Origin of the sequence: Azospirillum sp. Sh1 (assembly GCF_008365135.1) — a bacterium.
In the GTDB taxonomy this organism is placed as follows: Bacteria; Pseudomonadota; Alphaproteobacteria; order Azospirillales; family Azospirillaceae; genus Azospirillum; species Azospirillum oryzae.
This window is the reverse complement of the sequence record NZ_VTTK01000026.1, coordinates 13,184-37,979: the sequence shown is the minus strand read 5'-3', so window position 1 is coordinate 37,979 and position 24,796 is coordinate 13,184. Positions and strand designations below refer to the sequence as shown.

General features: G+C 68.9%; 23 protein-coding genes. 16 read left to right on the top strand and 7 right to left on the bottom strand.

The genetic code is table 11. The features are described 5' to 3' along the window. The first annotated feature begins 25 nt into the window (after positions 1-25). Both FZ029_RS22645 and FZ029_RS22640 read left to right on the top strand, forming a co-directional pair. Complete coding sequence (locus FZ029_RS22645; protein WP_149272043.1) at positions 26-430, top strand: response regulator; 405 nt, start codon at positions 26-28, stop codon at positions 428-430. Further along, a complete protein-coding gene (locus FZ029_RS22640) occupies positions 427-765 on the top strand; it encodes a hypothetical protein (protein WP_136705415.1) in 339 nt (112 codons plus the stop codon). Before FZ029_RS22645 ends, FZ029_RS22640 begins: the two co-directional genes overlap by 4 nt. Positions 766-785: 20 nt before the next feature. On the opposite strand, the gene FZ029_RS22635 is transcribed toward FZ029_RS22640, so the two are convergent. Beyond that, positions 786-1,394: a nitrogen fixation protein NifQ gene (locus FZ029_RS22635; RefSeq protein WP_247892449.1), complete on the bottom strand. Its 609-nt coding sequence runs from the start codon at positions 1,392-1,394 to the stop codon at positions 786-788. Between the two features lie 109 nt (positions 1,395-1,503). Then, positions 1,504-1,977 (bottom strand): carbon monoxide dehydrogenase subunit G, encoded by a 474-nt coding sequence (locus tag FZ029_RS22630; RefSeq protein WP_149272041.1) that lies wholly within the window; start codon positions 1,975-1,977, stop codon positions 1,504-1,506. A gap of 154 nt (positions 1,978-2,131) precedes the next feature. Here FZ029_RS22630 and FZ029_RS22625 point away from each other — a divergent pair, with 154 nt between their 5' ends. From FZ029_RS22625 to FZ029_RS22605, 5 genes are all read left to right on the top strand, one after another. Next, positions 2,132-2,551, top strand: coding sequence for a secondary thiamine-phosphate synthase enzyme YjbQ (locus FZ029_RS22625; RefSeq protein WP_149272040.1), 420 nt, complete (start codon positions 2,132-2,134; stop codon positions 2,549-2,551). 157 nt (positions 2,552-2,708) lie between these two features. Continuing rightward, positions 2,709-4,304, top strand: a complete 1,596-nt coding sequence (locus tag FZ029_RS22620) for a DegQ family serine endoprotease (RefSeq protein ID WP_149272039.1) — start codon at positions 2,709-2,711, stop codon at positions 4,302-4,304. A 205-nt stretch (positions 4,305-4,509) separates the two neighbouring features. Further along, positions 4,510-5,190, top strand: coding sequence for a response regulator transcription factor (locus FZ029_RS22615; protein WP_149272038.1), 681 nt, complete (start codon positions 4,510-4,512; stop codon positions 5,188-5,190). Positions 5,191-5,206: 16 nt separating this feature from the next. After that, positions 5,207-6,637 carry an ATP-binding protein gene (locus FZ029_RS22610; RefSeq protein WP_149272037.1) on the top strand — a complete coding sequence of 477 codons (1,431 nt, stop codon included), beginning with the start codon at positions 5,207-5,209 and terminating at the stop codon, positions 6,635-6,637. 227 nt (positions 6,638-6,864) lie between these two features. Then, on the top strand, positions 6,865-7,953 hold the full coding sequence (locus FZ029_RS22605) for an AI-2E family transporter (RefSeq protein WP_149272036.1): 1,089 nt from the start codon (positions 6,865-6,867) through the stop codon (positions 7,951-7,953). A gap of 19 nt (positions 7,954-7,972) precedes the next feature. Here FZ029_RS22605 and FZ029_RS22600 read toward each other — a convergent pair whose 3' ends face one another. From FZ029_RS22600 to FZ029_RS22585, 3 genes are all read right to left on the bottom strand, one after another. After that, positions 7,973-9,529 (bottom strand): MDR family MFS transporter, encoded by a 1,557-nt coding sequence (locus tag FZ029_RS22600; protein WP_149272035.1) that lies wholly within the window; start codon positions 9,527-9,529, stop codon positions 7,973-7,975. A gap of 176 nt (positions 9,530-9,705) precedes the next feature. Next, complete coding sequence (gene sppA / locus FZ029_RS22590; protein ID WP_149272034.1) at positions 9,706-11,457, bottom strand: signal peptide peptidase SppA; 1,752 nt, start codon at positions 11,455-11,457, stop codon at positions 9,706-9,708. A 72-nt stretch (positions 11,458-11,529) separates the two neighbouring features. Continuing rightward, positions 11,530-12,102 (bottom strand): peroxidase-related enzyme, encoded by a 573-nt coding sequence (locus FZ029_RS22585; protein WP_149272033.1) that lies wholly within the window; start codon positions 12,100-12,102, stop codon positions 11,530-11,532. 167 nt (positions 12,103-12,269) lie between these two features. Between FZ029_RS22585 and FZ029_RS22580 the strand changes: the two genes are divergently transcribed. Then, positions 12,270-13,337 (top strand): response regulator, encoded by a 1,068-nt coding sequence (locus FZ029_RS22580; protein WP_149272032.1) that lies wholly within the window; start codon positions 12,270-12,272, stop codon positions 13,335-13,337. Between the two features lie 165 nt (positions 13,338-13,502). Here FZ029_RS22580 and FZ029_RS22575 read toward each other — a convergent pair whose 3' ends face one another. Next, positions 13,503-15,578: a nitrate- and nitrite sensing domain-containing protein gene (locus FZ029_RS22575; RefSeq protein ID WP_149272031.1), complete on the bottom strand. Its 2,076-nt coding sequence runs from the start codon at positions 15,576-15,578 to the stop codon at positions 13,503-13,505. Between the two features lie 303 nt (positions 15,579-15,881). On the opposite strand from FZ029_RS22575, the gene FZ029_RS22570 reads away from it, so the two are divergent. The 5 genes from FZ029_RS22570 (at position 15,882) to FZ029_RS22550 (ending at position 21,518) form a co-directional block, all read left to right on the top strand. After that, on the top strand, positions 15,882-17,156 hold the full coding sequence (locus tag FZ029_RS22570; RefSeq protein WP_109151472.1) for an LL-diaminopimelate aminotransferase: 1,275 nt from the start codon (positions 15,882-15,884) through the stop codon (positions 17,154-17,156). Continuing rightward, a complete protein-coding gene (locus FZ029_RS22565) occupies positions 17,156-18,460 on the top strand; it encodes a homoserine dehydrogenase (RefSeq protein WP_149272030.1) in 1,305 nt (434 codons plus the stop codon). The genes FZ029_RS22570 and FZ029_RS22565 overlap by 1 nt, the downstream gene beginning before the upstream one ends. Before the next feature lie 106 nt (positions 18,461-18,566). Beyond that, positions 18,567-19,568: a class II fructose-bisphosphatase gene (gene glpX / locus FZ029_RS22560; protein WP_174757304.1), complete on the top strand. Its 1,002-nt coding sequence runs from the start codon at positions 18,567-18,569 to the stop codon at positions 19,566-19,568. Positions 19,569-19,776: 208 nt separating this feature from the next. Continuing rightward, positions 19,777-19,989, top strand: a complete 213-nt coding sequence (locus FZ029_RS33115; RefSeq protein ID WP_188052019.1) for a DUF1127 domain-containing protein — start codon at positions 19,777-19,779, stop codon at positions 19,987-19,989. Between the two features lie 314 nt (positions 19,990-20,303). Continuing rightward, the gene (locus FZ029_RS22550) at positions 20,304-21,518 is read left to right on the top strand and encodes a hybrid sensor histidine kinase/response regulator (protein ID WP_149272028.1); all 1,215 of its coding nucleotides are present in this window, start codon (positions 20,304-20,306) and stop codon (positions 21,516-21,518) included. Positions 21,519-21,552: 34 nt separating this feature from the next. Here FZ029_RS22550 and FZ029_RS22545 read toward each other — a convergent pair whose 3' ends face one another. Beyond that, positions 21,553-21,870 carry a hypothetical protein gene (locus tag FZ029_RS22545; protein WP_149272027.1) on the bottom strand — a complete coding sequence of 106 codons (318 nt, stop codon included), beginning with the start codon at positions 21,868-21,870 and terminating at the stop codon, positions 21,553-21,555. Positions 21,871-21,999: 129 nt separating this feature from the next. On the opposite strand from FZ029_RS22545, the gene cutA reads away from it, so the two are divergent. The 3 genes from cutA (at position 22,000) to FZ029_RS22530 (ending at position 24,794) form a co-directional block, all read left to right on the top strand. Next, on the top strand, positions 22,000-22,344 hold the full coding sequence (cutA, locus tag FZ029_RS22540; RefSeq protein ID WP_149272026.1) for a divalent-cation tolerance protein CutA: 345 nt from the start codon (positions 22,000-22,002) through the stop codon (positions 22,342-22,344). Between the two features lie 306 nt (positions 22,345-22,650). Then, on the top strand, positions 22,651-23,889 hold the full coding sequence (gene glp, locus FZ029_RS22535) for a gephyrin-like molybdotransferase Glp (RefSeq protein ID WP_149272025.1): 1,239 nt from the start codon (positions 22,651-22,653) through the stop codon (positions 23,887-23,889). Then, positions 23,886-24,794, top strand: a complete 909-nt coding sequence (locus FZ029_RS22530; RefSeq protein WP_149272024.1) for a LysR family transcriptional regulator — start codon at positions 23,886-23,888, stop codon at positions 24,792-24,794. The genes glp and FZ029_RS22530 overlap by 4 nt, the downstream gene beginning before the upstream one ends. The last annotated feature ends 2 nt before the right edge of the window (positions 24,795-24,796 follow it).

Sequence of the window (24,796 nt, the reverse complement as noted above, 5' to 3'; positions counted from 1 at the left end):
CGGTGATCTGGCCGGAGGATTGTGGATGGACTTGCAGGCGATCGACTATTCCCGGCATCGTATCCTGGTCGTGGAGGACCAGCCCTTCGTCCGCCGCACCATCGTCCAGATCCTGGGCCAGATCGGTTTCCGCGACGTGGCGGAGGCCGATGACGGTGAGACGGCGATGCATGAATCGATCCGCGTCAATCCCGACCTGATCGTCTGCGACATCGACATGAAGCCGGTGTCCGGCCTGCAGTTCCTGGCCCGCCTGCGCGCCAGCACGGAGGCCGCCAACCCGCGCGCCCCGGTGGTGTTCCTGACCAACCACACCGAATCGGAGATCGTGAAGCAGGCGATGGCGCTCGGCGTCAACGGCTTCGTGGTCAAGCCGCCCTCCTTCTCGGCGCTGAAGGAGCGGGTGGACCGGCTGCTGGGGGGACGGTGAGGTCCGCAATCCTGCTCGCCACGCTGCTGCTCGCCGCCTGCTCCGGCGAACCGTCGGAAGGCGACATGCGCAAGTTGGTGGAGGCGCACACCCGCCGCACGCTGGAGCGGCAGGGCAATGCCGGCTTCCGCGCCTTCGAGGACTTCCGCAAACAGGGATGCGTCGACGCGAAGCTGAAGGGCGGGCAGGACAACGGCGGCCAATATGACTGCTATTACGCCGCCACCTTCGTGCCGCATCCGGGCCAGCCGCCGCTGACCGTCAACGGCAAGGGCCGCTTCCGCCGCACCGACAAGGGTCTGACCTTCGAGGATCTGGGCGCGCAGCCGCGCTGAGACCTCTCAACTGTCCCCGATTATCCGCCGCGTGCGAGGCGGGAGAGGGTGGACAGCGGATCGCCGGCCTCCTCGCCGAAACAGACCTCCACGTCGTCGCACACCTCGCAGTTGGGGGATTTGCACAGCATCAGCCCCTCGCGCTCGCAAAGCTGGCGATAGAAGAACTTCTTCCATTTCATGTCGCCGGCATTCATCGCCACCAGCGCCGGGAAATGCCGCCGGAACAGGAGGTTGAGTTCGCCGCGGTCGTGGAAGCCCATGTCCTGCCACAGATGGTTCGGCTCCAGCGACCGCCGGGCCAGGATGGCGGCGAGCCAGCGCTCCTCGTCGACACCCCGCGCGCCATGCTCGGCCAGGAAGGCGCGCAGGTCGGCTTCCTCGATGGCGTCCTCGCCGGACTCGTCGCCGTCGGGCAGGGCGGCGACCCTATCGGCGAGTTGCGGGGCGTGACGCGCGGCAAGCTCCGTCAAATCCGCCTTGGTCAAGGCCAGCGCCTGGGTCATCGTCCGCACCGGATCGGCGGCGGCCAGCGCCAGGATCCGGCCGAAGATCATGCGATCGGCGGTGGCGTCATCCGGAGTTGCGGTTTGGCCAGGGGTTTGGGCAGCGGGCTGGGACAGGACCACTCGGCATCTCCACCGGCAAAGAGCACCCGCGACGCCTGCTATCCTGACCCATGATGCTGCACTTGCGAAAGGCGCAGTTTGGCCGTTGGTGCTGCGGCATTGCGCCGCATCAGCCGGCGCGGTCGCCGATCTCCGCCGTGATTTCCGCCGTGATCTCCGCCGCGAAACGTTCGAAGAAGCCGGCGAGCACGCGGTCGGTCTTGGCCTGCACCAGCTTCACCGCCAGACGGCCGACGGCGCCGCCCAGCGCCACCGACAGGCTGTAGGTCAGCAGGGTGCGGCCGTCCGCCTCCTCCAGCACCACCAGCGCCTCGCCCTTCACCGCGCCGGCCAGCCCGCCACTGCCCTGGGCGACCAGCCGGTAGCGGTGGGCGCCGTCTTCCGGCTCCAGCCGCAGCCGGCCGGAGAAACGCGCCTTCATCGGACCGAGCGTGGTACGCACCCGCGCGGCATAGTCGGTGGCGGACAGCCGCTCCATCTCTTCCAGGACGGGGATGCAGCGCATCAGCACCGCCGGATCGCAAAGCGCCGCGAACACGCGGTCGCGCGGTCCGGGGACGCTGTGGGTGCCGGTGATGTCCATGCGCGGTCTTCCTCCCTTGCCGTCCCGGTACAACAGTTTGGCCCAATAACAATTTGGCCGGGCCGAATCATCCCGGCAAATCCGTTCGGGCCATCACATCTGGTATTGCTTGCCCGCCGAGCCAAGCCAGCGAAATCCGAGGAGATCGAAATCCATGCGACAAGCCGCCACGACGCTGACCGTCCCCACCCGCGGCGCCGGGCTGGTCGAGGTGACCGCCCAGGTGCGGCGCTGGGTGGCCGAACAGGGGATGGACACCGGGCTGCTGACGGTGTTCTGCCGCCACACCTCGGCGTCCCTGACCATTCAGGAGAATGCCGATCCCGACGTGCAGGCCGACCTGCTGCGCTTCTTCCGCCGCCTGGTGGCGGAAGACCCGTCGCTCTACGCCCACACCACCGAAGGGCCGGACGACATGCCCGCCCATATCCGCTCGGCCTTGACCGGCGTCAGCCTGTCGATCCCGGTGATTGGCGGCGAACCGGCGCTGGGCACCTGGCAGGGCATCTACCTGTTCGAACACCGCGCCCGGCCGCACCGGCGCGAGATCGCGCTGCACCTGATCGGGGACTGAGTCGTTTCCTTGCCTGAAATATCTTTCATCCGGTCGCAAGGCGGCGGTGAAGGGCGGTTCCCTATGTTCACGACAACAGCGGTGAGGCGGCGCGGCGGTCTGAAGGCCGGCCATCGCCTCCCGGAAGTCGGAATCGCCTGATTGGAGTGTCGCCGTCATGTCCACCCTTCCTCCCACCCAGAGCCAGACCCCGAACCAGCCCCAACGTCCGGGCCGTTTTCGCCGGACCGTCGCCGCCCTGCTGCTGGGCTCCACGGTTCTGACGGCTCCGGCGCTGGCCGGCTGGGCGGCATCGCAGGCCCAGCAGAACGGCGCCACGCCGCCCGCCGTCACGATGACGCAGGACACGCCTTCGACCTTCGCCGACCTCGCGGCGAAGGTCAGCCCCGCCGTCGTCAACATCTCCGCCACCCAGGAGGCCAAGGCCGAGCCGCGGGCGCAGCGCGGCCCGCAGATCCCCGGCTTCCCGCCCGGCTCGCCGTTCGAAGAGTTCTTCCGCCAGTTCCAGGACCAGATGGGCCAAAACGGCGGCCCTGGCGGCGGCCCCGGCGGCCAGGATGACCAGGAACAGGCGCCGCGCGGCAAGATGGGGGCGCTCGGTTCCGGCTTCATCATCGACCCGGCCGGCTATGTCGTGACCAACAACCATGTCATCGACGGCGCCAGCGAGATCACCGTCACCCTGCAGGACGGCACCGCCATGCCGGCCAAGCTGATCGGCCGCGACGCCAAGACCGACCTCGCCCTCTTGAAGGTGAAGTCGGACAAGCCGCTGCCCTCGGTCGAATGGGCGGACAGCGACAAGACCCGTGTCGGTGACTGGGTGATGGCGGTCGGCAACCCGTTCGGGCTGGGCGGCACCGTCACCAAGGGCATCGTGTCGGCCCGCGGCCGCGACATCCACAGCGGTCCGTACGACGATTACTTCCAGCTCGACGCCGCCATCAACCGCGGCAATTCGGGCGGCCCGACCTTCGACCTCAGCGGCCATGTGATCGGCATCAACACCGCCATCTATTCGCCCAACGGCGGTTCGGTGGGCATCGGCTTCGCCATTCCCGCCAACCTCGCCAAGGAGGTGGTGGCCCAGTTGAAGGAGAACGGCAAGGTCGAGCGCGGCTGGCTCGGCGTGAAGATCCAGGAGGTGACGCCGGATATTGCCGATAGCGTGGGGTTGCCCAGCGCCAAGGGCGCCCTGGTGGCCGACGTTACCGCCGACAGCCCGGCCCAGCGCGCCGGCCTGCATCAGGGCGACGTCGTGCTGTCCTATGCCGGCAAGCCGGTCAACACCCTGCGCGACCTGACCCGCAACGTGGCGGAGACCAAGGCCGGCGATACGGTCGAGATGAAGATCCTGCGCGAGGGCCGGGAAAAGACGGTTCCGGTGCGGATCGACCGCCTGTCCGACCAGACGCAGGTCGCCTCGGCCGACACCGGCAACGGCTCCGCCGAGCAGGAGGAGGTCGCGCCGGTGAAGGGGCTGAAGCTCGCCCCGCTGGACCGGGCGGCGCGCAAGCGGCTGGGCATCGACGATGCCGTCCAGGGCGTGGTGGTCACCGGCCTGTCCTCCAGCGTCGATGTGCCGATCCGCCCCGGCGACGTGATCGAACGGGTCGGCGACAGCGAGGTGAAAAGCCCGGCCGACATCCGCCACCGGGTGGCGGAGGCCGAGAAGGCGGGGCAGAAGGCGCTGCTGATGCTGATCAACCGCCAGGGCAACGAGTCCTTCGTCGCGCTGAAGCTGAAGGCGTGAGGCAAACCTCTCCCTCTCCCGTCCCGGGAGAGGGAGGGGACCCGCGCCAAAGGCGTGGGGAGGGTGAGGGGTGATCCAAGGAACCAGAAGCGCATGGCTCCTTGGATCACCCCTCACCCTTCCCGCTTCGCGGGCCCCTTCCCTCTCCCGGGGCGGGAGAGGGAGGTGCTTGGCCGGGCTGTTTTGGGAGGCTACACTCGTGCTCATGAAGATTCTCGTCATCGAAGATGATCGCCAGGCCGCCAGCTACCTTGCGAAGGGGCTGAAGGAGGCCGGCCATGTGGTGGACGTCGCCAACGACGGGAAGGAAGGCCTGTTCCTGGCCGGGGCCGAGCATTACGACGTGATGATCGTCGACCGCATGCTGCCGGGGCGCGACGGGCTGTCGCTGGTCCAGGTGCTGCGGGCGGCCGGCAACGACACGCCGGTGCTGTTCCTGTCGGCCTTGGGCAGCGTCGATGACCGGGTGAAGGGGCTGAAGGCCGGCGGCGACGACTACCTGACCAAGCCCTTCGCCTTTTCCGAACTGCTGGCCCGGATCGAGGTGCTGGTGCGCCGGCGCGGTGCGGGGCAGCCGCAGACCCGGCTTACCGTGGGCGACCTGGAACTCGACCTGTTGTCGCGCAGCGTCAGGCGCGCCGGCAAGGCGATCGACCTGCTGCCGCGCGAGTTCTCGCTGCTGGAATACCTGATGCGCAATGCCGGCAGCGTGGTGACCCGCACCATGATGCTGGAGAATGTGTGGGACTATCACTTCGATCCGCAGACCAACGTGATCGACGTGCACATCGCCCGCCTGCGCCAGAAGATCGACAAGGACTTTCCCACCCCCCTGATCCACACCGTGCGCGGCGCCGGCTACAGCCTGCGCGCGGCGGAGGCGTGAGTCCCGGTGCACCTCCATGAAGCATGACGGCGCGGCCGCCGGCCTGCACGGCTTCGTCGCCGCGGGCTTTCGGCTGGTGCGGGCCACGGCGTTCCGGCTGGCGCTGCTCTATCTGGCGATGTTCGTCCTGTCGGTCGGGCTGATCCTCGGTGTCGTTTACCGCACCACGGCGGGTTTCCTCGAACAGGAGATCGGCGAGACCATTGCGCTGGAGGTCGCCGGCCTGCAGGACCATTACCGCAATTACGGACTGTCCGGCCTCATCGACGTGGTGCGGACGCGCAGCGCGGTCGCCAACAACAACTCCATCTATCTGCTGACCACGCCGGCCGGGACGATCCTGGCCGGCAACCTGTCGGGCTGGCCGGCGGCGGTGCCCAACGCCAGCGGCTGGACCCATTTCAAGGTCGCCGATTACGGCGGGGTCACCGACCGCCCGTCGACGGCGCAGGCCGTAACCTTCACGCTGCCGGGGCAGTTCCGCCTGCTGGTCGGCCGCGATATGAGCGAGATCGACCAGCTGCGCACCCGCATGTTCCGCTCGCTGGGCTGGATCCTGGGGTCCACCGCCCTGCTGGGGCTTGGGGGCGGCCTGCTGATGAGCCGCGGTGCCATGCGGCGGATCGAGGCGATCAACCGCACCACCCGCCAGATCATGAGCGGCGACCTGAGCGACCGCGTGCCGCGATTCGGCGGCGGCGACGAGATGGACCGGCTGGCCGGCAACCTCAACGCCATGCTGGACCGCATCGAACGGCTGATGACCGGCATGCGGCAGGTGACCGACAGCGTCGCCCACGACCTGCGCACGCCGTTGACCCGCCTGCGCTCCCGCATCGAACTGGCGCTGCTGCACGAGACGGAGGACCCGGAGGTCTATCGCGGCGTCCTGCAGGACACCATCGTCGAGGCCGACCGGCTGCTCGCCACTTTCACCGCCCTGCTGTCGATCGCCGAGGCGGAATCGGGGGCCAAGCGCCAGGACTTCGTTCCGGTCGATCTGGCCGAAGTGGTGGAACTGGCCGCCGACCTCTACGAGCCGGTGGCGGATGAGCGCGGGCAGCGCCTGTCGGTGGTCGTCCGCGGCAAGCCGACCGTCCGCGGCAACGGCCAGCTTCTGGCGCAGGCGGTGTCGAATCTGCTGGACAACGCCATCAAATACACGCCGGAGGGCGGCACGATCACGCTGGTGCTCGATGGCCCGGCCCCCGGCCGCGCCGCCAGCGTCGAGGTCGCCGACAGCGGCCCCGGCATCCCGGCGGAGATGCGCGACAAGGTCCTGCAGCGCTTCGTCCGGCTGGACACTGCCCGCGCCTCGCCCGGCAACGGGCTGGGGCTCAGTCTGGTGGATGCGGTGGCGACGCTCCACGGCGCCCGGCTGGAGTTGAGCGACAACGAGCCGGGGCTGAAGGTCACCCTGATATTCCCGCCGGAAGCGCGGCGGTAAAGGCGGTCAAAAAAAAGCCCGCCGGGTGGCGGGCTCTTCAAGTGACATCAGCGAGAATGACTCCTTGGCGTCACATTTGATATGGGGCCGCCTGCGGCACCTTCCATACCCATTTTCGGACTATCGCCGACGACCTAGCCTGCTGACTTTCCGCAACGTCGGCAGGATTGGCGCGTTCTCCCCGTGGGCCGTCCGTCCGGCGGCGCCAAGTGCGGGAGATTCGAAAGATGGCGATACCCAGCAGGCCCACCGCTCACCATGTCCCCAGGCCGGGCGGCGGGGCGACGCAGGACGAGCCACCGGCGCGCGCCGGGCGCGGGGAGCTGGCCGTCTTCACCTGGAAGGTCCTGATCGTCGCCGGGGTGGTGGCGCTGGGGATCTTCCTGTGGAAGGTGTCGGGCACGCTGCTGCTGATCTTCACCGGCGTGCTGTTCGCCATCCTGCTGCAGCGGCTGACCGGCTATGTGCGGCGGTGGACGGGGCTGGGCCATGGTCTGGCGCTTGCCATCGTGCTGCTGTTGCTGGTGCTTCTGGTCGGTGGGGGCGTCTGGCTGATGGGCACCTCGACGGCGGCACAGCTCGGCCAGTTGCAGGAGCAGGTGACCAAGGCCATGGACATGCTGCCCGACGGCTGGCGCCAGCGCATCATGGAGCGTGGCAAGGAGTGGCCCTGGATGAACCAGCTGAGCAGCTTCGCCTCCGGCCTTGTCTATGTCGTCGGCGATGCGGTGGTGGTCATGTTCGCCGCACTCTATCTGGCGGCGTCGCCGGGGGTTTATCAGCGCGGCGTGGTCCTGCTGGTGCCGCCGCGAGGGCAGAAGCGGGCCTGCGAGGTGATGGAGGTGGCCGGCGACAGCCTGTGGAAGTGGCTGATCGGGCAGCTGGTGGCGATGGCGGCGGTGGGGACGATGATCGGGGTGGGGCTCTGGCTTCTCGGCATCCCGTCGGCGCTGGCGCTGGGCATGGTGGCCGGGCTCTTGGAGTTCATTCCGCTGGTCGGCCCCTTCCTGGCGGCGGTGCCGGCCCTGCTGATCGGCTTCGCCCAGTCGCCGCAGGACGCGCTGTGGGTCGCCGGGCTTTACCTCGTCATCCAACAGGTGGAGGGAAACCTGATCACGCCGCTGTTGCAGAAGCGGGTGGTCGACCTGCCGCCGGTGGTCACCATCGGCGCCATCGCCGCCGGCGGCGTGCTGTTCGGCATCATGGGCATGTTCCTGGCGACGCCGATCGCCGTGGTCGTGCTGGTCCTGGTCAACCTGCTCTACATCGAGGACAGGCTGGGGGAGGAGCGGCATTTCCCCAGCGACAAGTCCTGACGCGGTCACTCCCGACCGGTCATCCCTTCGCCGCCGGGGCGGCTTTGGAACGGCCCGGATTGGCGGAGCGCAGCGGCAGTTCCTTCAGGAACAGCGTCATCGCGAAGGAGACGACCGCCAGCGCCGCGGCAAGCAGGAACAGGGTGGCGAAACCGTGCTCCAGCGTCGCCACCACGCCGGCGCGGGCGGCCGGGGGCAGGGTGGCCAGGGCGGAGGCGCCATGGTCCAGCACGGCGCGGCCGGACAGGCCGGCGCCCTCCAGCCGGTCCGACACCACGGCGTTGAAGACGGCGCCGAACACCGCGACGCCGACCGACCCGCCGAGTGAGCGGAAGAAGCCGACCGACGCGGTGGCGGCGCCGAGGTCGCGCTGCTCCACCGCATTCTGCACGGCGACCGTCATCACCGGCATGACCAGCCCCAGACCCATGCCCAGCGGCACCAGGATCAGCGTCGACCACAGGCCGTCCGCGGCCAGTTCCGGCAGGGTGCCCAGCAGCGCGTACATCACGCCCGACAGCGCCAGCCCGGCCAGCGGGAAGACCTTGTAGCGGCCGGTCTTCGCGATCAGCCGTCCGCCGCCGACCGACCCGAAGGTCATGCCCAGCACCAGCGGCAGAAGCAGCAGCCCCGACACGGTGGCGCTGGTCCCCTGCACCAGCTGGAGGTGCAGCGGCAAATAGACGATACCGGCGAACAGCACCATCGCCGAAACGGCGACCACCGGCGTCGCCACCGCCACCACCGGGCGGCGGAACAGGTGCAGCGGCAGGATCGGCTCCTCGATCCGGCGTTCGTGCCACAGGAAGACCACCAGCATGACGAGGCCGGCCGCCAGCAGGCCGAGCGCCGCCGGGCTGCCCCAGCCCATGGCTTCGCCGCGGGTGGCGACGATCAGCAGGCTGGTCACCGCACCGGTCAGCAGCGCCGCCCCGGCCAGATCGATGCGCGGCTTCGCCCGGCCGGCGGGCAGTCGCGACAGGGTGCTGCGCGTCATGGCGAACGCCGCGACGCCCAGCGGCAGGTTGATGAGGAAGATCCAGTGCCAGCCGATGGTCTCGGTGAAGATGCCGCCCAGCAGCGGTCCGGCGACGCTGGCCAGCGCGAAGACGCCGCCGATAATGCCCTGGTAGCGCCCGCGTTCGCGCGGGGCGACCACGTCGCCGATGATGGTGAAGGCCAGCGACATCAGCCCGCCGCCGCCCAGCCCCTGCAAGCCCCGGAACAGGATCAGCTGGGTCATGCTCTGCGCCGCCGCGCACAGAACCGATCCGACCAGGAACAGCAGGATCGCCGTCTGCAGCACCCGCTTGCGGCCGTAGAGGTCCGACAGCTTGCCGTAGATCGGCGTCGTGGTGGTGGAGGTCAGCAGATAGGCGGTGACCACCCAGGGCAGCATCTCCAGCCCACCGAACTGGCTGGCCATCGTCGGCAACGCAGTGGCGACGATGGTCTGGTCCATCGCCGCCATCAGCATCGCCAGCGCCACCCCGCTGAACACACGCAGGATTTCCTGGTGGGTGAAGACGGGATGGTCGTCGGCGGCTTGCGACGGGCTGGCGGCGGTCTCTGTCATGGTCGATCGTCTCGGACGTTGATGTCTTTGAGCGGAAGCATCTCCCTCTCCCCCCGGGGAGAGGGTCGGGGTGAGGGGGATGCACAGTGTGGATTCTTGTCGGAGGGCCGCCGCGCGACCCCCTCACCCTAACCCTCTCCCCGGGGGGGAGAGGGGATCTGGTCCATGCAAACGGCTCAACGCTCCAGCGTCATCGCCGGCATGCGGGCCTGCACGCCGTCTGCCTGGGTGGCGGAGAGCAGGGGGCGCAGGTGGGCCAGCAGCGGGCGCAGTTCCGCCACCGCGGCCAGCGCGCCGACGAGTTCGCCCTTGCCGGCCACCAGATCCAGCAGCTGGTCCGTCATCGATTTCGGCGGCGGGTAGGGGGCCAGCGTCACCGGGGCGTCGGGCGACAGGCCGGCGGCGGTGCGGGCCAGGGTCAGCGCCTGCTCCTGCCCGCCGAGATCGTCGACGAGGCCGAGTTCGCGGGCCTGGGCGCCGGTCCAGACGCGGCCCTTGGCGACGCCGCGCGCCTGTTCGGGCGTCATGTGCCGTGCCTCGGCCACCCGCTGCAGGAAGTTGGCGTAGGTGTCGTCGATGATGGCGTTCAGCCGTTCGGATTCGCTGTCGTCGAAGGGGCGCAGCGGCGACCACATGCCGGCGTTGCGCCCACCCTGCACCCGGTCCCACTGGATGCCCAGCTTGTCGGACAGGCCGCCGATGGCGAATTTGCCGGCGACGACGCCGATCGACCCGGTGATGGTGGCGGGGGAGGCGACGATGCGGTCGGCGGCGAGCGCGATCCAGTAGCCGCCCGACGCCGCGGTGTCGCCCATGCTGGCGACCACCGGCTTGCCGCTCTGCCGCGCCCTGACCAGCGCCCGGCGGATCGCTTCGGACGCCGAGACGGCGCCGCCGCCGCTGTCGATGCGGAACAGGATGGCGCGCACGTCGGGATCGTCGGCCGCCTCCTCGATGGCGTCGACGATGGTCTCCGACCCGGCGGAGGTGCCGCCCAGCGCCGGCTTGCCGCTCTCGCCGCCGGTGATGGTGCCGACGGCATGGATCAGGGCGATGGTCGGCCCCTTGCCGTTCGGGTTGCCGGCGACCGACAGGTAATCAGCCGGCTCCATCGCCTCCGCCCCGGCGCCGGCGCGTTTCAGCGCCTCGTCGCGCGCCTCGTCGGCATAGCCGAGCCGGTCGACGAACTTCTGGTCCAGCGCCTCCTTGCTCAGCAGCGGCGCCTTGTCGATGGCGGCCCTGACCATCGCGGGGGCCAAGCGCCGGCTCTTGGCGATGCCGTCGACCAGCTGGTTGCCGAGATCGGTGACCAGCGCCTCCATCATCTCGCGGTTGGCCGGGGTCATGCCGGATTTGGTGAAGGTCTCGGCGAAGCTCTTGTATTGCTCGCGCTGGGCGAAGTTCGGCTGCACGCCCAGCTGGTCGAGAGCGCCGCGCGCGAAGGGCAGCTCCGCCGACAGGCCGGTGATGCCGAGCGTGCCCATCGGCTGCAGCCAGACCTCGTCGAAGGCGCTGGCCAGCAGGTAGGAGCGGTTGCCGGCCCCGGCCCCGCCATATTCCTCGGCGAAGGCGACGGCGAAACGGCCCGACGCGCGGAACCGCTCGATGGCGGTCCGCAGCTCCTGGGTCTGGGCGAAGCCGATGCTGTCGTCGCCGAAGCGGGCCAGCACGCCCTTCACCCGCGGGTCGCGCCGTCCGCCGTCCAGCGCGTCCAGCACCTCGCGCAGGGTGGTCTGGTGTTCGAACAGGCTGCCGATCCGGCTGCTGTCGCTCTCCGCCAGCGGCTTGGTCAGGTCGAGGTCCAGCACCACCGCATCGGGCAGGGTAGGTTCATGTCGCACCACCAGCACCGCCACCGTCACCGCGCCGGCCACCAGAAGCAGGCCGACGAGCGCGAACAGACGGACGAAGAAACGGACGATCGCCATGATTCCTACCCTGTGTGGCCTCGACGAAGGCGATGAAAGACCTCAACGATCCTGCCCCTAACGATCCTGCCCCTAACGATCCTGGCTGTGGTACTCGCGGTTCGGGATCATGTCCACCGCGGTCGCCAGACGGTTGGACATGTTGTAGAAGGCGGCCGTGTCGGCAATGTCGAAGATGTCCTCCGCGCTGAATCCGACGGCGCGCAACGCCTCGCGGTCGGCCTCGCCCACCGCCATCGGGTTCTCGGTCAGCTTCCAGGCGAAATCGAGCATGGCGCGCTGGCGCGGGTCCAGCGGGGCGACGCGGTAGTTGGCGACCAGCATCTCGCCCAGTTCCGGATCGCCGGACAGCTTGCGCACCGCCTGCCCATGGGCGACGAGGCAGTAGTAGCAATGGTTGGCGGAGGAGACGACGACCGCGATCATCTCGCGCTCCAGCTTGCTGAGACCACTCTCGCCCAGCATCAGCTCGTTGTAGAGCATGGCGAAGTTGCGCAGCTTCTTCGGCCGCAGGCTGTAGGCCTGGAGCACGTTGGGCACGAAGCCCAGCTTCTCATCGCACTTGTCGAACAGCGCCTGCATGTCGGGATCGAGGTCCGGCTTCTCCGGCAGGGGCAAGGCCATGACATGATCGGGTTGCGGCATCGGGCGGTTCCTCTCCTGATTGATTGTTGGGCCTTCCGGCGGGGGGAGGGTAACCGCGGCCGGCCGGTTTGTCTTCCGTTCCGCTTGCCGCTCGCCAATCGGGCGCGGTTGTGCCAGAAGTGGAATTTGAATGCGGCAAAATGGCCCGGTTGCCGAAGCAGAGGGCGATGACCCAGCCGAAGCTCGATCTTCTTTCGGTCCTGGTGGTGGAGGACAGCGGCTTCATCCGCTCGGTCCTGACCGCCACCCTGCGCGCCATCGGCATCGGCCGGGTCGAGGGGGTGGCGAGCGGCGCCGACGCCATCCGCTGGCTGGAGGAGCGCCGCGCGGCCCTGCCGCCGGGCACCGCCCCGGTCGACCTGATCCTGTCCGATCTGGTGATGCCCGAGGTGAACGGGCTGATGCTGCTGCGCTGGATCCGCTACAGCCCGAAGAGCCCGGACAAGTTCCTGCCGGTGCTGATGCTGTCGGGTGCCGCCGACCGCCAGTATGTGGAGCAGGCGCGCGATCTCGGCGCCACCGACTTCATCGCCAAGCCGTTTTCCGCCCAGACCATCGCCAGCCGGCTGCTGTTCGCCATCGCCCGGCCGCGCCGCTTCGTGCTGGCCAAGGGCTATTTCGGTCCCGACCGCCGCCGCGCCGACAAGCCGGTCGCCATGGACTGCCGGACGACCGCGCCGTCGGAAATCCTGGTGGTGCACAGCGCGTCGAAGGCGCGCGGCATCGACCGCTTCCCCGTCATATATTTCGACCTGCCCAACCGGCTGGGCGCCAAGGTCGGCCTCGCCCCGCGCGATCCGGTGCCGACCCTGCCGCCGGAGGTGCTCGCCGCCGCGGAGGAGGAAATCCTGAACCGCGCCGGCGACTATGCCGTGTGGATCGGTGCGGAGGTGGAGGAGATGGGCCGCCGCGTCGACCGCCTGCCGCGCGAGCCGGAGTCGGTGCCCGCCCTGCTGGCCCAGGTCAACCGCTCCGCCCACGAGATGCGCGGGCAGGGCGGCATCTTCGGCTATCCCCTGATCACCCACATCGCCAAGTCGCTCTACGAGGCCACCCGCAGCGGCCTGACCACGGTCACCGCCAACGAGCATCTGCTGTTCAAGGCCCATGTCGACGCGATCAAGGCGGTGATGACCGGCCGCGTCAGCGGCGACGGCGGGGCGACCGGGCAGCAACTGCTGGCGTCGCTGGAGGTGGCGAAACGGAAATACGCGAAGGCGACCGGGGTGCGGTGAGGGGGGCATTCGTGAGTGGACCTTGCAATGATTGCCCCCTCCCTAGCCCTCCCCCGCTAATGCGGGAGAGGGAACTGCCGCCGTTTCGCATTAGGCACCCTCTCCCGCATTAGCGGGGGAGGGTCGGGGAGGGGGCATCCGGAAGTCGACACCTCCCCACCCCCGTCACGCCGCCCGGATCTTCCCGATGAAGTCGGCCACGTCGCCGCGCAGGCTGTCGGTGCTCCGCTTCAGCGCATCGGCCATGGTGAGAACCTCCTTCGCCATGGCGCCGGCGCGACCGGCTTCGGTGCCGACCAGCGACGCGTTGTGGGAGACCTGGTCGGTGCCGTCGGCGGCCTGACGGACATTGCGGCCGATCTCCGCGGTGGCGGCGTTCTGCTCCTCCACGGCGGCGGCGACGGCGGAGATGTTCTCCTCGATGTGGGTGACGACGGTGCCGATGTCGCCGATGGCCTGGACGGTGTGGTCGGTCGCCGACTGGATTTCCGCGACCTTGGCGGTGATGTCCTCCGTCGCCTTGGCGGTCTGGCTGGCGAGCTGTTTCACCTCCTGCGCCACCACGGCGAATCCCTTGCCGGCCTCGCCCGCGCGGGCGGCCTCGATGGTGGCGTTGAGGGCCAGCAGATTGGTCTGGCTGGCGATGTCGGTGATCATCCGCACGATCTCGCCCACCTGCTGGGCGGCGCCGTTCAGGTCGGCGATGATGCCGGCGGTGCGGCGGACGTCGTTGACCGCCCGTTCCGCCATCTCGGTCGACCCCGTCATCTGCCGGCCGATCTCCGAGATGGACGCGGTCAGTTCCTCCGTCGCCGCGGCCACGGCCTGGACATTCTCGGACGCGCCTTCGGACGCGCGGGCGACCGACAGCACATGGTTTTCGGTTTGCGACGCGATGCCGCTCATCTGTTCGGCATTGCCGCGCAGGCCGCTGGCGGCGCCCGCCAGCTGTTCGGCAACCGTCTCGATGTGACGGTCGAATTCCGCCACCAGCCGTTCCAGCCGCTCGGCCTCGCGCAGGCGGTCCTCCTGGTGCTGCCGCTGTTCGGCGGCGAGCCGGTCGGCCTCGGCAAGGCTGAGGCGGAAATGGTCCAGGCTGCGGGCCATGGCGCCCAGCTCGTCGGCACGCCCGGCGCCATGGATGGACAGGTCGCGTTCGCCGGCCTCCAGGCGCCCCATGTCGCCGTTCAGCCGGGCGATGGGCCGGGTGATGTTGCGGGCAACCAGATAGGCGATGAGCGTCATCACCACCAGAAGGGTGGCAAGGCCGGCGGCCACGCCGGTCAGCCGCGTCATCGCATCCTGCGCGTCGCGGTTGGCGAGCGCGATCAGGTCGTCCGCCACATGGGTCTCGACGCTGCGCAGCATGTCGATGGTGACGGTGATGGTGTCGAACCACTTGCCGGCATCGACCCCCTGGTTGTCGGCACCGCCATAGGCCGAAGCGATGCCGATGCGCCGCATCCGCTCCACCTCGGCGATGGCCGGGCCGGCGACCGTCCGGTCGTAGAAACCCGCCTCTTCGGCGGTCAGCTTCGCCTTCAGGCCGGTCATCAGCGCCTTGTACTCGCCGGACAGCTCGATGAAGCGCTCATGCGCATCGGCGGGAAAGCGGTCCTTGCGGAAGGCGCCGCCGCCGACGGCGCGCTGCTGGCCCAGCCGCTCCTTCGCTTCCGACAGGGCGACCATGGCGTCGGCGGCGCGCAACTGGTCGCTGTCGTCGGACAGCGAGCGCGCCTGCCCGGTGGCATCCAGCAGCTTGCGGATCATCGCGCTGTAGCTCGCGACCACCTCCATGGAGGATTGGGCCGTGCTGTCCACCCCGGACCGCAGCCGCGACAGCTGCGACAGTGCGTCGCGGGCGCCGGCAATCGCCGCGGCGACATGGGGATCGCGGATGCGAACATCGGCGAACTGCCGGGTCAGGTCGGCCAGCTTCGCATCGGCGGCGGCGCGTACGCCGTCCATGCGCCGGCGGTCTTCGTCCCGCTTGCCGCTGATGTAGATGGAGGAGGAACCGCGCTCCTTCTGCAGTTCGTGCACAAGGCTGGTCATGCCGACCGACAGGCGGGTGACGGACGCGAGGTCGGCGGCCCGGCGGCTGGCGTCGACCTGCTCCCACACCAGCAGGGACGACAGCACGACCACGCCCGCCATCGGGACCGACAGGGCAAGCGCCATCTTCCTTGCGAAGCGCATGTTCCCGAGCAGGCCGTCGGCGGCCTTCAGCAGCGATACCATCTCAACTCTCCAGCAAACGGAACCATCGGAGCCCGGCGGGTGGCTCCGGCATGGGAAGGAATGCAAGCTAATGAGTTAAGACACAGTTAGGTATAACCATGACATGGTTGAGGGAATTGATTGGTCATTCAAGAAACGCAGCCGACGGCCGATCGCCGCGGGTCCGGGGGGCAAAGCAGGGTTGCGACGGCGCGTGACGCGAAATTTGCCTCGCTTCCGTCGCGTCGCGGCGGTAGAACGTCAGTCCCGGTCCGCAGGTCTCTTGGGTTCGTGGCGTGACCGGAGCGGTCTTCCGGAGCGTCCATGTCGAACAACGAATTCCATCGCATCAAGCGCCTGCCGCCCTACGTCTTCGCCGAAGTGAACGCGATGAAGGCGCGAGCTAGGGCCAATGGCGCCGACATCATCGACCTCGGCATGGGCAATCCCGACCAGGCGACCCCGCAGCACATCGTCGACAAGCTGGTCGAGGCCGTGCGCGATCCGAAGACGCACCGCTACTCGAACTCCCGCGGCATCCCCGGCCTGCGCAAGGCCCATGCCGCCTATTACAAGCGCCGCTTCAACGTCGATGTCGATCCGGAGACGGAGTGCATCGTCACCATCGGTTCGAAGGAAGGTCTGGCGAACCTCGCCCAGGCGATCACCAGCCCGGGCGACATCATCCTGGTGCCGAACCCCAGCTATCCGATCCACCCCTTCGGCTTCATCCTGGCCGGCGCCTCGGTGCGTCACCTGCCGGTGGGCATGGAGAACGGGGCGTCGACCGACATCGACAGCTTCATGATCATGCTGGAGCGCGCCGTGCGCCACAGCGTGCCGAAGCCGCTGGCGCTGGTGCTGAACTATCCGTCGAACCCGACGGCCGAGGTGGTCGGGCTGGATTTCTACCGCCCGATCGTCGAGTTCTGCCGCAAGCACGGCATCTACATCCTGTCCGATCTGGCCTATGCCGAGATCTTCTTCGACAACGACCCGCCGCCGTCAATCCTCGAGATCCCGGAAGCGCGCGAGATCGCGGTCGAGTTCACCTCGATGTCGAAGACCTATTCGATGGCCGGCTGGCGCATCGGCTTCGCCACCGGCAACAAGACGCTGATCACCGCGCTGGCCCGCATCAAGTCCTATCTGGACTACGGCGCCTTCACGCCGATCCAGGTCGCCGCCGCCGCCGCGCTGAACGGTCCGCAGGACTGCGTGCAGCAGGTGCGCGACATGTACAAGCAGCGCCGCGACGTGATGATCGAGGGGCTGGCCGCCGCCGGCTGGGAAGTCCCGAGCCCGAAGGCGTCGATGTTCGCCTGGGCGCCGATCCCGCCGCAGTTCGCCCATCTCGGCTCGCTGGAATTCTCCAAGCTGCTGCTGCAGCAGGCGGAGGTCGCGGTGGCGCCCGGCATCGGCTTCGGTGAATACGGCGACGGCCATGTCCGTCTGGCGATGGTGGAGAACGTCCACCGCATCCGTCAGGCGACCCGCAACATCAAGGAGTTCTTCCGTTCCAACGCCGGCGGCGTTGCGGCGAGCAAGGACCCGGTGGCCCGCGCCGCCCTTCTGGAATCCGAGAAAGCGAAAGCCTGATGCCGAACGCCCAGCAAGCCCCCCTGAAAATCGCCGTCGCCGGCCTTGGTACGGTCGGCGCCGGTGTCCTGAAGCTGCTGGACGCCCAAGCCTCGCTGATCGAACAGCGCTGCGGCCGCCGGATCGAGGTGGTCGCGGTCAGCGCGCGCTCCAAGGGCAAGGACCGCGGTGTCGACCTGTCGCGCGTGCAGTGGTTCGACGATCCCGTCGCCATGGCCGCCCAATCCGGCGCCGATCTGGTGGTGGAGTTGATCGGCGGGTCGGAAGGCCCGGCGCGCGACACCGTCGCCACGGCGCTGGAGACCGGCAAGCATGTGGTCACCGCCAACAAGGCGTTGCTGGCCGTCCATGGCACCGAGATCGCGCAAAAGGCCGAATCGCGCGGCCTGACCGTCGCCTTCGAGGCGGCGGTGGCCGGCGGCATCCCGATCATCAAGGGGCTGCGCGAAGGTCTGGCCGCCAATTCCGTGTCGGAAATCCACGGCATCCTGAACGGCACCTGCAACTACATCCTGACGGAGATGCGGACCACCGGCCGCGACTTCGCCGATGTGCTGGCCGATGCCCAGGCTCTGGGTTATGCCGAGGCCGATCCCAGCTTCGACATCGACGGCGTCGATGCCGCGCACAAGCTGGCGATCCTGGCCTCCGTCGCCTTCGGCACGCCGGTCGATTTCTCCGCCGTCTACATCGAGGGCATCCGGCAGGTCTCGGCGGTCGATTTCGACTATGCCGACCAGCTGGGTTTCCGCATCAAGCTGCTGGGCATCGCCCGGCGCACCGACAAGGGCGTCGAGCAGCGCGTGCATCCCTGCATGGTGCCGAAGAACGCGCCCATCGCGTCGGTCGACGGCGTGTTCAACGCCGTGGTGGCGCAGGCCGATTTCGCTGACCGCGTGCTGTTCGTCGGCCGCGGCGCCGGTGCCGGCCCGACCGCGTCGGCGGTGGTGGCCGATCTGATCGACATCGCCCGCGGGCGGTCTACGCCCACCTTCGGCGTTCCGGCCGATCGGCTGGGCGCGGCAACCCCGTCGCCGATGGAATCGCGCCGCGGGTCGTACTACGTCCGCCTGATGGTCGTGGACCGCCCCGGTGTGATAGCGGATATCGCAGCGGCGATGCGCGACCAGAACGTCTCCATGGAGCAGTTCCTGCAGCGTGGCCGTTCGCCGGACGAAGGCGTTCCGGTGGTCCTCACCACCCATGACACCGACGAGGCGGCCATGCAGCGCGCGCTTGCGACCATCGCGGCCAGCGACAACGTGCTGGAGCCGCCGCGGATGATCCGGATTGAACAGTTCTGATAGGCAGTTCTAAGCCCTTTCCCGAACAGGACAGTCCTGACCTGCCCCGTTTCCCACAATAACCAATATCAGCCTGATACGACCGAAGAGTCGGGGGGAGCACACGATGTCTACGCCGTCTACGCATGTCGATCTGTCCCATATGGACCGCAACCTCGCGCTGGAGGCCGTCCGCGTGACCGAGGCCGCCGCGCTGTCGGCCTCGCTGCTGATGGGCCGCGGCGACGAGAAGCTGGCCGACCAGGCCGCGGTCGACGCCATGCGCCAGGCTCTCAACACGCTCTACATCGACGGCACCGTGGTGATCGGCGAGGGTGAGCGCGACGAAGCCCCGATGCTCTACATCGGCGAGAAGGTCGGTGCCGGCATCGGCTCTGGCCCGAAGGTCGACATTGCGCTCGACCCGCTGGAAGGCACCACCATCTGCGCCACCGGCGGCCCGAACTCGCTGGCCGTGATCGCCATGGCGGAGGAGGGCGGCTTCCTGAACGCCCCCGACGTCTACATGGACAAGATCGCCGTCGGCGCCGGCCTGCCGGACAACATCGTCGATCTGGACGAGACGCCGGCCAACAACCTGAAGGCGCTGGCCGCCGCCAAGGGCACCGAGGTGCAGGAGCTGCTGGTCTGCATCCTGAACCGTCCGCGCCATGCCGAGCTGATCGCCCGCGTCCGTGAAGCCGGCGCCCGCATCATGCTGATCAACGACGGCGACGTGTCGGGCGTCATCGCCACCAGCCAGGCCGGCACCGGCGTCGACATGTATGTCGGCTCCGGCGGTGCGCCGGAAGGGGTGCTGGCTGCCGCGGCCCTGCGCTGCATCGGCGGTCAGTTCCAGGGCCGTCTGCTGTTCCGCAACGACGACGAGAAGGCCCGCGCCGCCAAGTGGGGCGTCACCGACCTCGACAAGAAGTACAGCCTGCATGAGCTGGCGCGCGGCAACGTCATGTTCGCCGCCACCGGCGTCACCGACGGCGCCATGCTGAAGGGTGTCCGCCGCTTCCCGGGCGGCGCCTACACCCACTCGGTCATCATGCGCTCCAAGTCGGGCACGGTCCGCTACATCGAGGCGCACCACAACCTGTCGCGCAAAGTCAGCGTGAAGTAAGCGGATCGGCGCTTAAGCCGTTGTTCCGAAAGACGCGCGGGGGGAGACCCCCGCGCGTTTTTTTATGCCCGCGTTGATTTGCCCACGAATGTTCTATCGAATTCGCGCAGGTCTGCCGACGCCGGGCCGCAGAGGGTCGGCCATTGATTTCGCAGGTGCAAAAGGCAAAATAGGCTCATGTAATCGGTGCCAAGCGCAGGAGATCAACATGGCCTACTCTTCGATGCAGTCTTCGTCCGGTGAATTGTTTGCCGCCGGAACAAAGGAAAGCACCCTCTTTCAACGTGTCGTTCATTGGGTCCGCGAACGGATTGAACTTCACCGTGCGGAAGATGAGCTGCACCATATGTCCGATGCCGAACTGTCCGACATCGGACTGACCCGCGGCGAAATCCACATGGCGGTTCGCCGGGGGTTCTGAGGACGCGGCGCCAGCTGGCCCGAAAATCGGAAGGCGCGGATATCGAAAGGTTTGCCCATGGCGTTTGGCGCAGGGCGGCCGAACGAGTCCCGAATGCGGAAAGCCCCGGAAGAATGCCGGGGCTTTCGCATATGAACCACCATTAACCTTTTCTTCATGTACCCTGCCCATGCGGCGCATATGCCTGGGAGGGGTTGCGCGCTGCAGCATGATTATGGTTAATGCAGTTTAACATTAACCCCGGTTCTGTTCGAAAATGGAAACGGGGCGCCTTCGGGAACCCCATCATCCTCCGTGAGAGCCGTGGACGAAGCATGAGTCTCATTCATCGCCTTCAGTCGCTGGAAGCGGAGCGCGATGCCGCCCGGGAGGAAGCCGAGCGCGCAAATCTCGCGAAATCGAAGTTCCTCGCCGCCGCCAGCCACGACCTCCGCCAGCCGCTCCAGGCCCTGTTCTTCCTGTCCGCCGCACTCGCCCGCCATGTCGGCGACCACAACGGGCGCGATCTGCTGTCCCGGCTCGACCAGGGGCTCGACACCATGAAGGGCCTGCTCGACGGGCTGCTGGAGGTGTCGCGGCTGGAAGCGGGCGTGGTGACGCCGGTGCTGGACACCTTCGAGATCAGCGAGATCACCGATGCGCTCGACGCCGCCTATGGCGAGCAGGCGACCGCCAAGGGGCTGGTCTGGCGGGTGGAGAGCTGCGAGGCGGTCCTGCGCAGCGACCGCGGCCTGCTGATGCAGCTGCTGCGCAATCTCGTCGACAACGCCCTGCGCTACACCGAGGCCGGCGCGATCCGCATCCGCTGCCGCATCGACGCCGCGCCGGGCGGCGACCGGCTGGCGATCGAGGTGCAGGACACCGGCATCGGCATCCCGCCCGAACATCTCGACCGCATCTTCGAAGAGTTCCATCAGGTCAGCAATCCGGAGCGCGACCGGCTGCGCGGGCTGGGGCTGGGGCTCGCCATCGTCCGGCGGCTGTCGCAATTGCTCGACCATCCCGTCGAGGTCCGGTCGGTGCACGGGCAGGGGTCGGCCTTCCGCGTCCTGGTGCCGCTGGCCCCGGCCCGCTTCCTGGCCGGACGGCCGGGTGGTCCGGAACGGCCGCCGGCCATCGACCGGCCGCGGCTGGCGGTTCTGGTCGACGACGACGCGGTGGTGCTGCTGGGCTTGCAGTCGGTGCTGACCGAATGGGGTTTCCGCGTCGTCGCCGCGGACAGCGCCGACCGGGCGATGGACCGGCTGGAGTCGCTGGGGCGGGTCCCCGACATCGTCATCGCCGATTACCGCCTGCGCGAAGGGCGCGTCGGCACCGAGGTGATCCGCCGCGTGCGCGCACGCTATGGGGCTGAGGTTCCCGCCCTGATCCTGACCGGCGAGACCGGCGCCGATACCCTGGCCGATGCCTCCGCCCACGGCGTCGCCGTCCTGCACAAGCCGGTGACCCCGCGCCAGCTCCAGGCGGAGGTGAGCCGGCAGTTGCGGATCAAGCGCGGGAACGGCTTGGCGGAAGCGGCGGCACAGTAGGCGGCGCTTTCGGGCCGATCGCCGCTTTTCTCTTCTAAATCAGCGCGCCTTGCCGCGCGTCGTCCTGCGGCTCGCCGACCGGGGCGGCGTCGCCGCGGCCATGGCCGTCCAGCGCCGTGCGGCCGGTTTCGGTCAGGCGGCAGACCAGCCAGTCGGGCTTCAGCGGATTGTCGAACCAGCGCTCCGCCCAGCCGGCCTTCAGGCAGGCTTCCACCGTCGCCTTCTTCACCCGCTGGCCGCGCTCGTCGAACAGCGGCAGCTTGCCGCCCGGCTGGTCCAGCCCGCGGCGCAGCCATGCCCCCTGAACGTCGGACGGGGCGCTGCGGGACGAGGAACGGCGGGACTTGGCCATGGGACGGGCTGCTCTTGCGGATACGGGATCGGACAGGGGATTGCCGGCCCCCATGGGGGCTGTGGCAAAGTGCGGGCATCCTACGCGAAAGCGTCGCACAGGTGCATCGAAAAGGAGGTGGCTTTCCCCATGCCGGAAACGAGTGCGGAAACCCATAACGACGATCTGGTCTTCGCCTACATCACCGCCGGTTCGAAGGAGGAGGCCCTGCGCATCGGCCGCGCTCTGGTGGAGGAGCGGCTGGCCGCCTGCGCCAACGTGCTGGACGGCATGACCTCCGTCTATCGCTGGAACGGCGCGGTGGAGCAGGCCGACGAGGCGGTGCTGATCGCCAAGACGCGATCCTCCCTGTTCGACCGCCTGGCCGCCCGCGTGCGCGAGCTGCACAGCTACGACAGCCCTTGCGTCGTCGAACTGGCGCTGGGGCGGGGCGATCCCGGCTATCTGGACTGGCTGCGGGCCGAGACGGCGTAGGAGTTCGGCAACGCAAACAGGGGCGCCGCACCATACTCCCTCTCCCGCCCCGGGAGAGGGAAGGGGCCCATGCGCAGCATGGGAAGGGTGAGGGTTGATCCAAGGATAATGGGATCCATGTCCGGACCATCCCTCACCCACCCCACGCCTTCGGCGTGGGTCCCCTCCCTCTCCCGGGGCGGGAGAGGGCGATTATCGGCCGAATTGCCGCCATGTCCAAACAGAGCCTTGACGCCGATCAAAGTCGCGGGCTGCAGTTGGCGATAGGAAGGGCGCCGCCACACCTTTTTTAAGGACACCGAGATCATGGACGATTGCTCCGCACACGGCCCCATTCCCCTGTCGCTGGACGAGGCGGTCGCGCGCGTCGCGCAGGGCTATGGCGCGGTGACCGGGACGGAGGAGGTGGCGCTGCGCCAGGCGCTCGGCCGCGTGCTGGCGGAGGAGGTGGTGGCGCCGGTGAATGTGCCGCCGGCCGACGTCTCCGCCATGGATGGCTGGGCCTACGCCGCCGAGGCGGGGGAGGGCTTCCGGCGGCTGGACGTCGTCGGGCGCGTGCCGGCCGGCTCCCGGTTCGAGGGGACCGTCGCGGCCGGAACGGCGGTGCGAATCTTCACCGGCGCGCCGGTCCCCGCCGGGGTCGACACCGTGGCGATGCAGGAGGATTGTCGGACCGACGGCGACGCCGTGCTGGTCCCGGGCGCGCTGAAACGCGGCTCCAACGTGCGTCCGGCGGGGGAGGACATGACCGCCGGCGCGGTGGTGCTGCATCCCGGCCAACGCCTGCGCGCGCAGGAGGTCGGGCTCGCCGCCGCGGTCGGCCGCTCCAGCCTGACCGTGCGCAAGCGGCTGAGCGTGGTGCTGTTCTCCACCGGCGACGAGTTGCGGGAGCCGGGGACGCCCAAGCCCGACCATGCCATCTATGACGCCAACCGCTACACGCTGGCCGCCCAGCTCGATGCGCTGGGGGTGGAGGTGCGCGACCTCGGCATCCTGCCCGACCGGTCGGACGCCACCCGCGCCGCCCTGGCCGAGGCGGCAGGCAGTGGCGACCTGATCGTCACCAGCGGCGGCGTTTCGGTGGGCGAGGAGGACCATGTCAAGGCGGCGGTGAACGCGCTGGGATCCATCGATTTGTGGACGCTGGCGATCAAGCCGGGCAAGCCGCTGGCATTGGGCCGCGTCGGCGATACGCCCTTCCTGGGGCTGCCCGGCAACCCGGTGTCGGCGATGGTGACCTTCCTGCTGGTCGGCCGGCCGCTGGTGCTGCGCCTGTCCGGCGCGACCGGCATCGCCACGCCGCGCAGTCTGGTGGTCGCCGACTTCACCTTCACCAAGAAGCCCGGCCGCCGCGAATTCCTGCGCGCCCGGCTGGAGCGCGGCGCCGACGGGCGCCCGGTCGCCGTGAAGTTCCCCAGCAACAGCTCCGGCGTGCTGACCTCCATGGTGGAGGCCGACGGGCTGGTCGACATGCCGGCGGAGGCCACCGCGGTCAATCCCGGCGATCTGGTCGATTTCCTGCCCTTCACCGGTCTGTTCGCGTGACGCTGGAACAGCTGCGCATCTTCGCCACGGTGGCGGAGATGCTGCATTTCACCCGTGCCGCCGAGGTGCTGCACCTGTCGCAGCCGGCGGTCAGCGCCGCCATCGCCGCGCTGGAGGCGGAGCATGGCCTGCGCCTGTTCGACCGCATCGGCCGGCGGGTGGAACTGACCGCCGCCGGCCAGCTTCTCCACGGTCAGGCCCGCGCCATCCTGGCGAAGGTGGAAGAGGCCGGGACCATGCTGGCCGAGCTGTCGGGCCTGTCGCGCGGCGCGCTGCGGCTGGCGGCGAGCCAGACGGTCGGCAATCACTGGCTGCCGCCGCGGCTGCTGCGCTTCGCCGCCGCCTATCCCGGCATCCGGGTCGACCTGTCCATCGGCAACACCGAGCAGGTGGCCGAGGCAGTGCGCGACGGCCGGGCCGAGCTGGGCATCGCCGAGGGGGTGGTGACCGATTCGGCTCTGGTCAGCGAGCCGGTCGAGGGCGACCGGCTGCGGCTGGTGGTGGGGGGCTGCCATCCCTGGGCCGGGCTTGGCCGGGTGGGGCGGGACGAGCTGGCGGCCGGGCGCTGGATCCTGCGCGAACCCGGCTCCGGCACCCGCGCGCTGTTCGAGGCGGCGGTGCGCGGGGTTGGGCTGGATCCGGGCGGGCTGGATGTCGCCATGACATTGCCCGGCGGCTGCATCATCCGCGCGGCCCTGCTGGCCGGGGTGGGGGCGAGCGTGCTGTCGGACCTGATCCTGGCCGACGATCTGGCCACCGGCCGCATCGTCGCGCTGGAGGGTCTGGACCTGCCGTCCCGCCCCTTCCATCTGCTGCGCCACCGCGACCGCCACCGCAGCCTTGCCGAGCGCGCCTTCGTGCGCGTGGCGGTGGACGACATTCCCTCTCCCCCCCGGGGGCTATGACA

Excerpts from the sequence above, each read along its gene's own strand:
- FZ029_RS22575 (WP_149272031.1), bottom strand. The coding sequence starts at position 15,578 with ATGGTATCGCTGCTGAAGGCCGCCGACGGCCTGCTCGGGAACATGCGC.
- FZ029_RS22545 (WP_149272027.1), bottom strand. The coding sequence starts at position 21,870 with ATGGCCAAGTCCCGCCGTTCCTCGTCCCGCAGCGCCCCGTCCGACGTT.
- FZ029_RS22580 (WP_149272032.1), top strand. The coding sequence starts at position 12,270 with ATGACCCAGCCGAAGCTCGATCTTCTTTCGGTCCTGGTGGTGGAGGAC.
- FZ029_RS22625 (WP_149272040.1), top strand. The coding sequence starts at position 2,132 with ATGCGACAAGCCGCCACGACGCTGACCGTCCCCACCCGCGGCGCCGGG.
- glp (WP_149272025.1), top strand. The coding sequence starts at position 22,651 with ATGGACGATTGCTCCGCACACGGCCCCATTCCCCTGTCGCTGGACGAG.
- FZ029_RS22645 (WP_149272043.1), top strand. The coding sequence starts at position 26 with ATGGACTTGCAGGCGATCGACTATTCCCGGCATCGTATCCTGGTCGTG.
- glpX (WP_174757304.1), top strand. The coding sequence starts at position 18,567 with ATGTCTACGCCGTCTACGCATGTCGATCTGTCCCATATGGACCGCAAC.
- FZ029_RS22620 (WP_149272039.1), top strand. The coding sequence starts at position 2,709 with ATGTCCACCCTTCCTCCCACCCAGAGCCAGACCCCGAACCAGCCCCAA.
- cutA (WP_149272026.1), top strand. The coding sequence starts at position 22,000 with ATGCCGGAAACGAGTGCGGAAACCCATAACGACGATCTGGTCTTCGCC.
- FZ029_RS22605 (WP_149272036.1), top strand. The coding sequence starts at position 6,865 with ATGGCGATACCCAGCAGGCCCACCGCTCACCATGTCCCCAGGCCGGGC.
- FZ029_RS22585 (WP_149272033.1), bottom strand. The coding sequence starts at position 12,102 with ATGCCGCAACCCGATCATGTCATGGCCTTGCCCCTGCCGGAGAAGCCG.
- FZ029_RS33115 (WP_188052019.1), top strand. The coding sequence starts at position 19,777 with ATGGCCTACTCTTCGATGCAGTCTTCGTCCGGTGAATTGTTTGCCGCC.
- FZ029_RS22570 (WP_109151472.1), top strand. The coding sequence starts at position 15,882 with ATGTCGAACAACGAATTCCATCGCATCAAGCGCCTGCCGCCCTACGTC.
- FZ029_RS22600 (WP_149272035.1), bottom strand. The coding sequence starts at position 9,529 with ATGACAGAGACCGCCGCCAGCCCGTCGCAAGCCGCCGACGACCATCCC.
- FZ029_RS22630 (WP_149272041.1), bottom strand. The coding sequence starts at position 1,977 with ATGGACATCACCGGCACCCACAGCGTCCCCGGACCGCGCGACCGCGTG.
- FZ029_RS22550 (WP_149272028.1), top strand. The coding sequence starts at position 20,304 with ATGAGTCTCATTCATCGCCTTCAGTCGCTGGAAGCGGAGCGCGATGCC.
- sppA (WP_149272034.1), bottom strand. The coding sequence starts at position 11,457 with ATGGCGATCGTCCGTTTCTTCGTCCGTCTGTTCGCGCTCGTCGGCCTG.
- FZ029_RS22565 (WP_149272030.1), top strand. The coding sequence starts at position 17,156 with ATGCCGAACGCCCAGCAAGCCCCCCTGAAAATCGCCGTCGCCGGCCTT.
- FZ029_RS22615 (WP_149272038.1), top strand. The coding sequence starts at position 4,510 with ATGAAGATTCTCGTCATCGAAGATGATCGCCAGGCCGCCAGCTACCTT.
- FZ029_RS22610 (WP_149272037.1), top strand. The coding sequence starts at position 5,207 with ATGAAGCATGACGGCGCGGCCGCCGGCCTGCACGGCTTCGTCGCCGCG.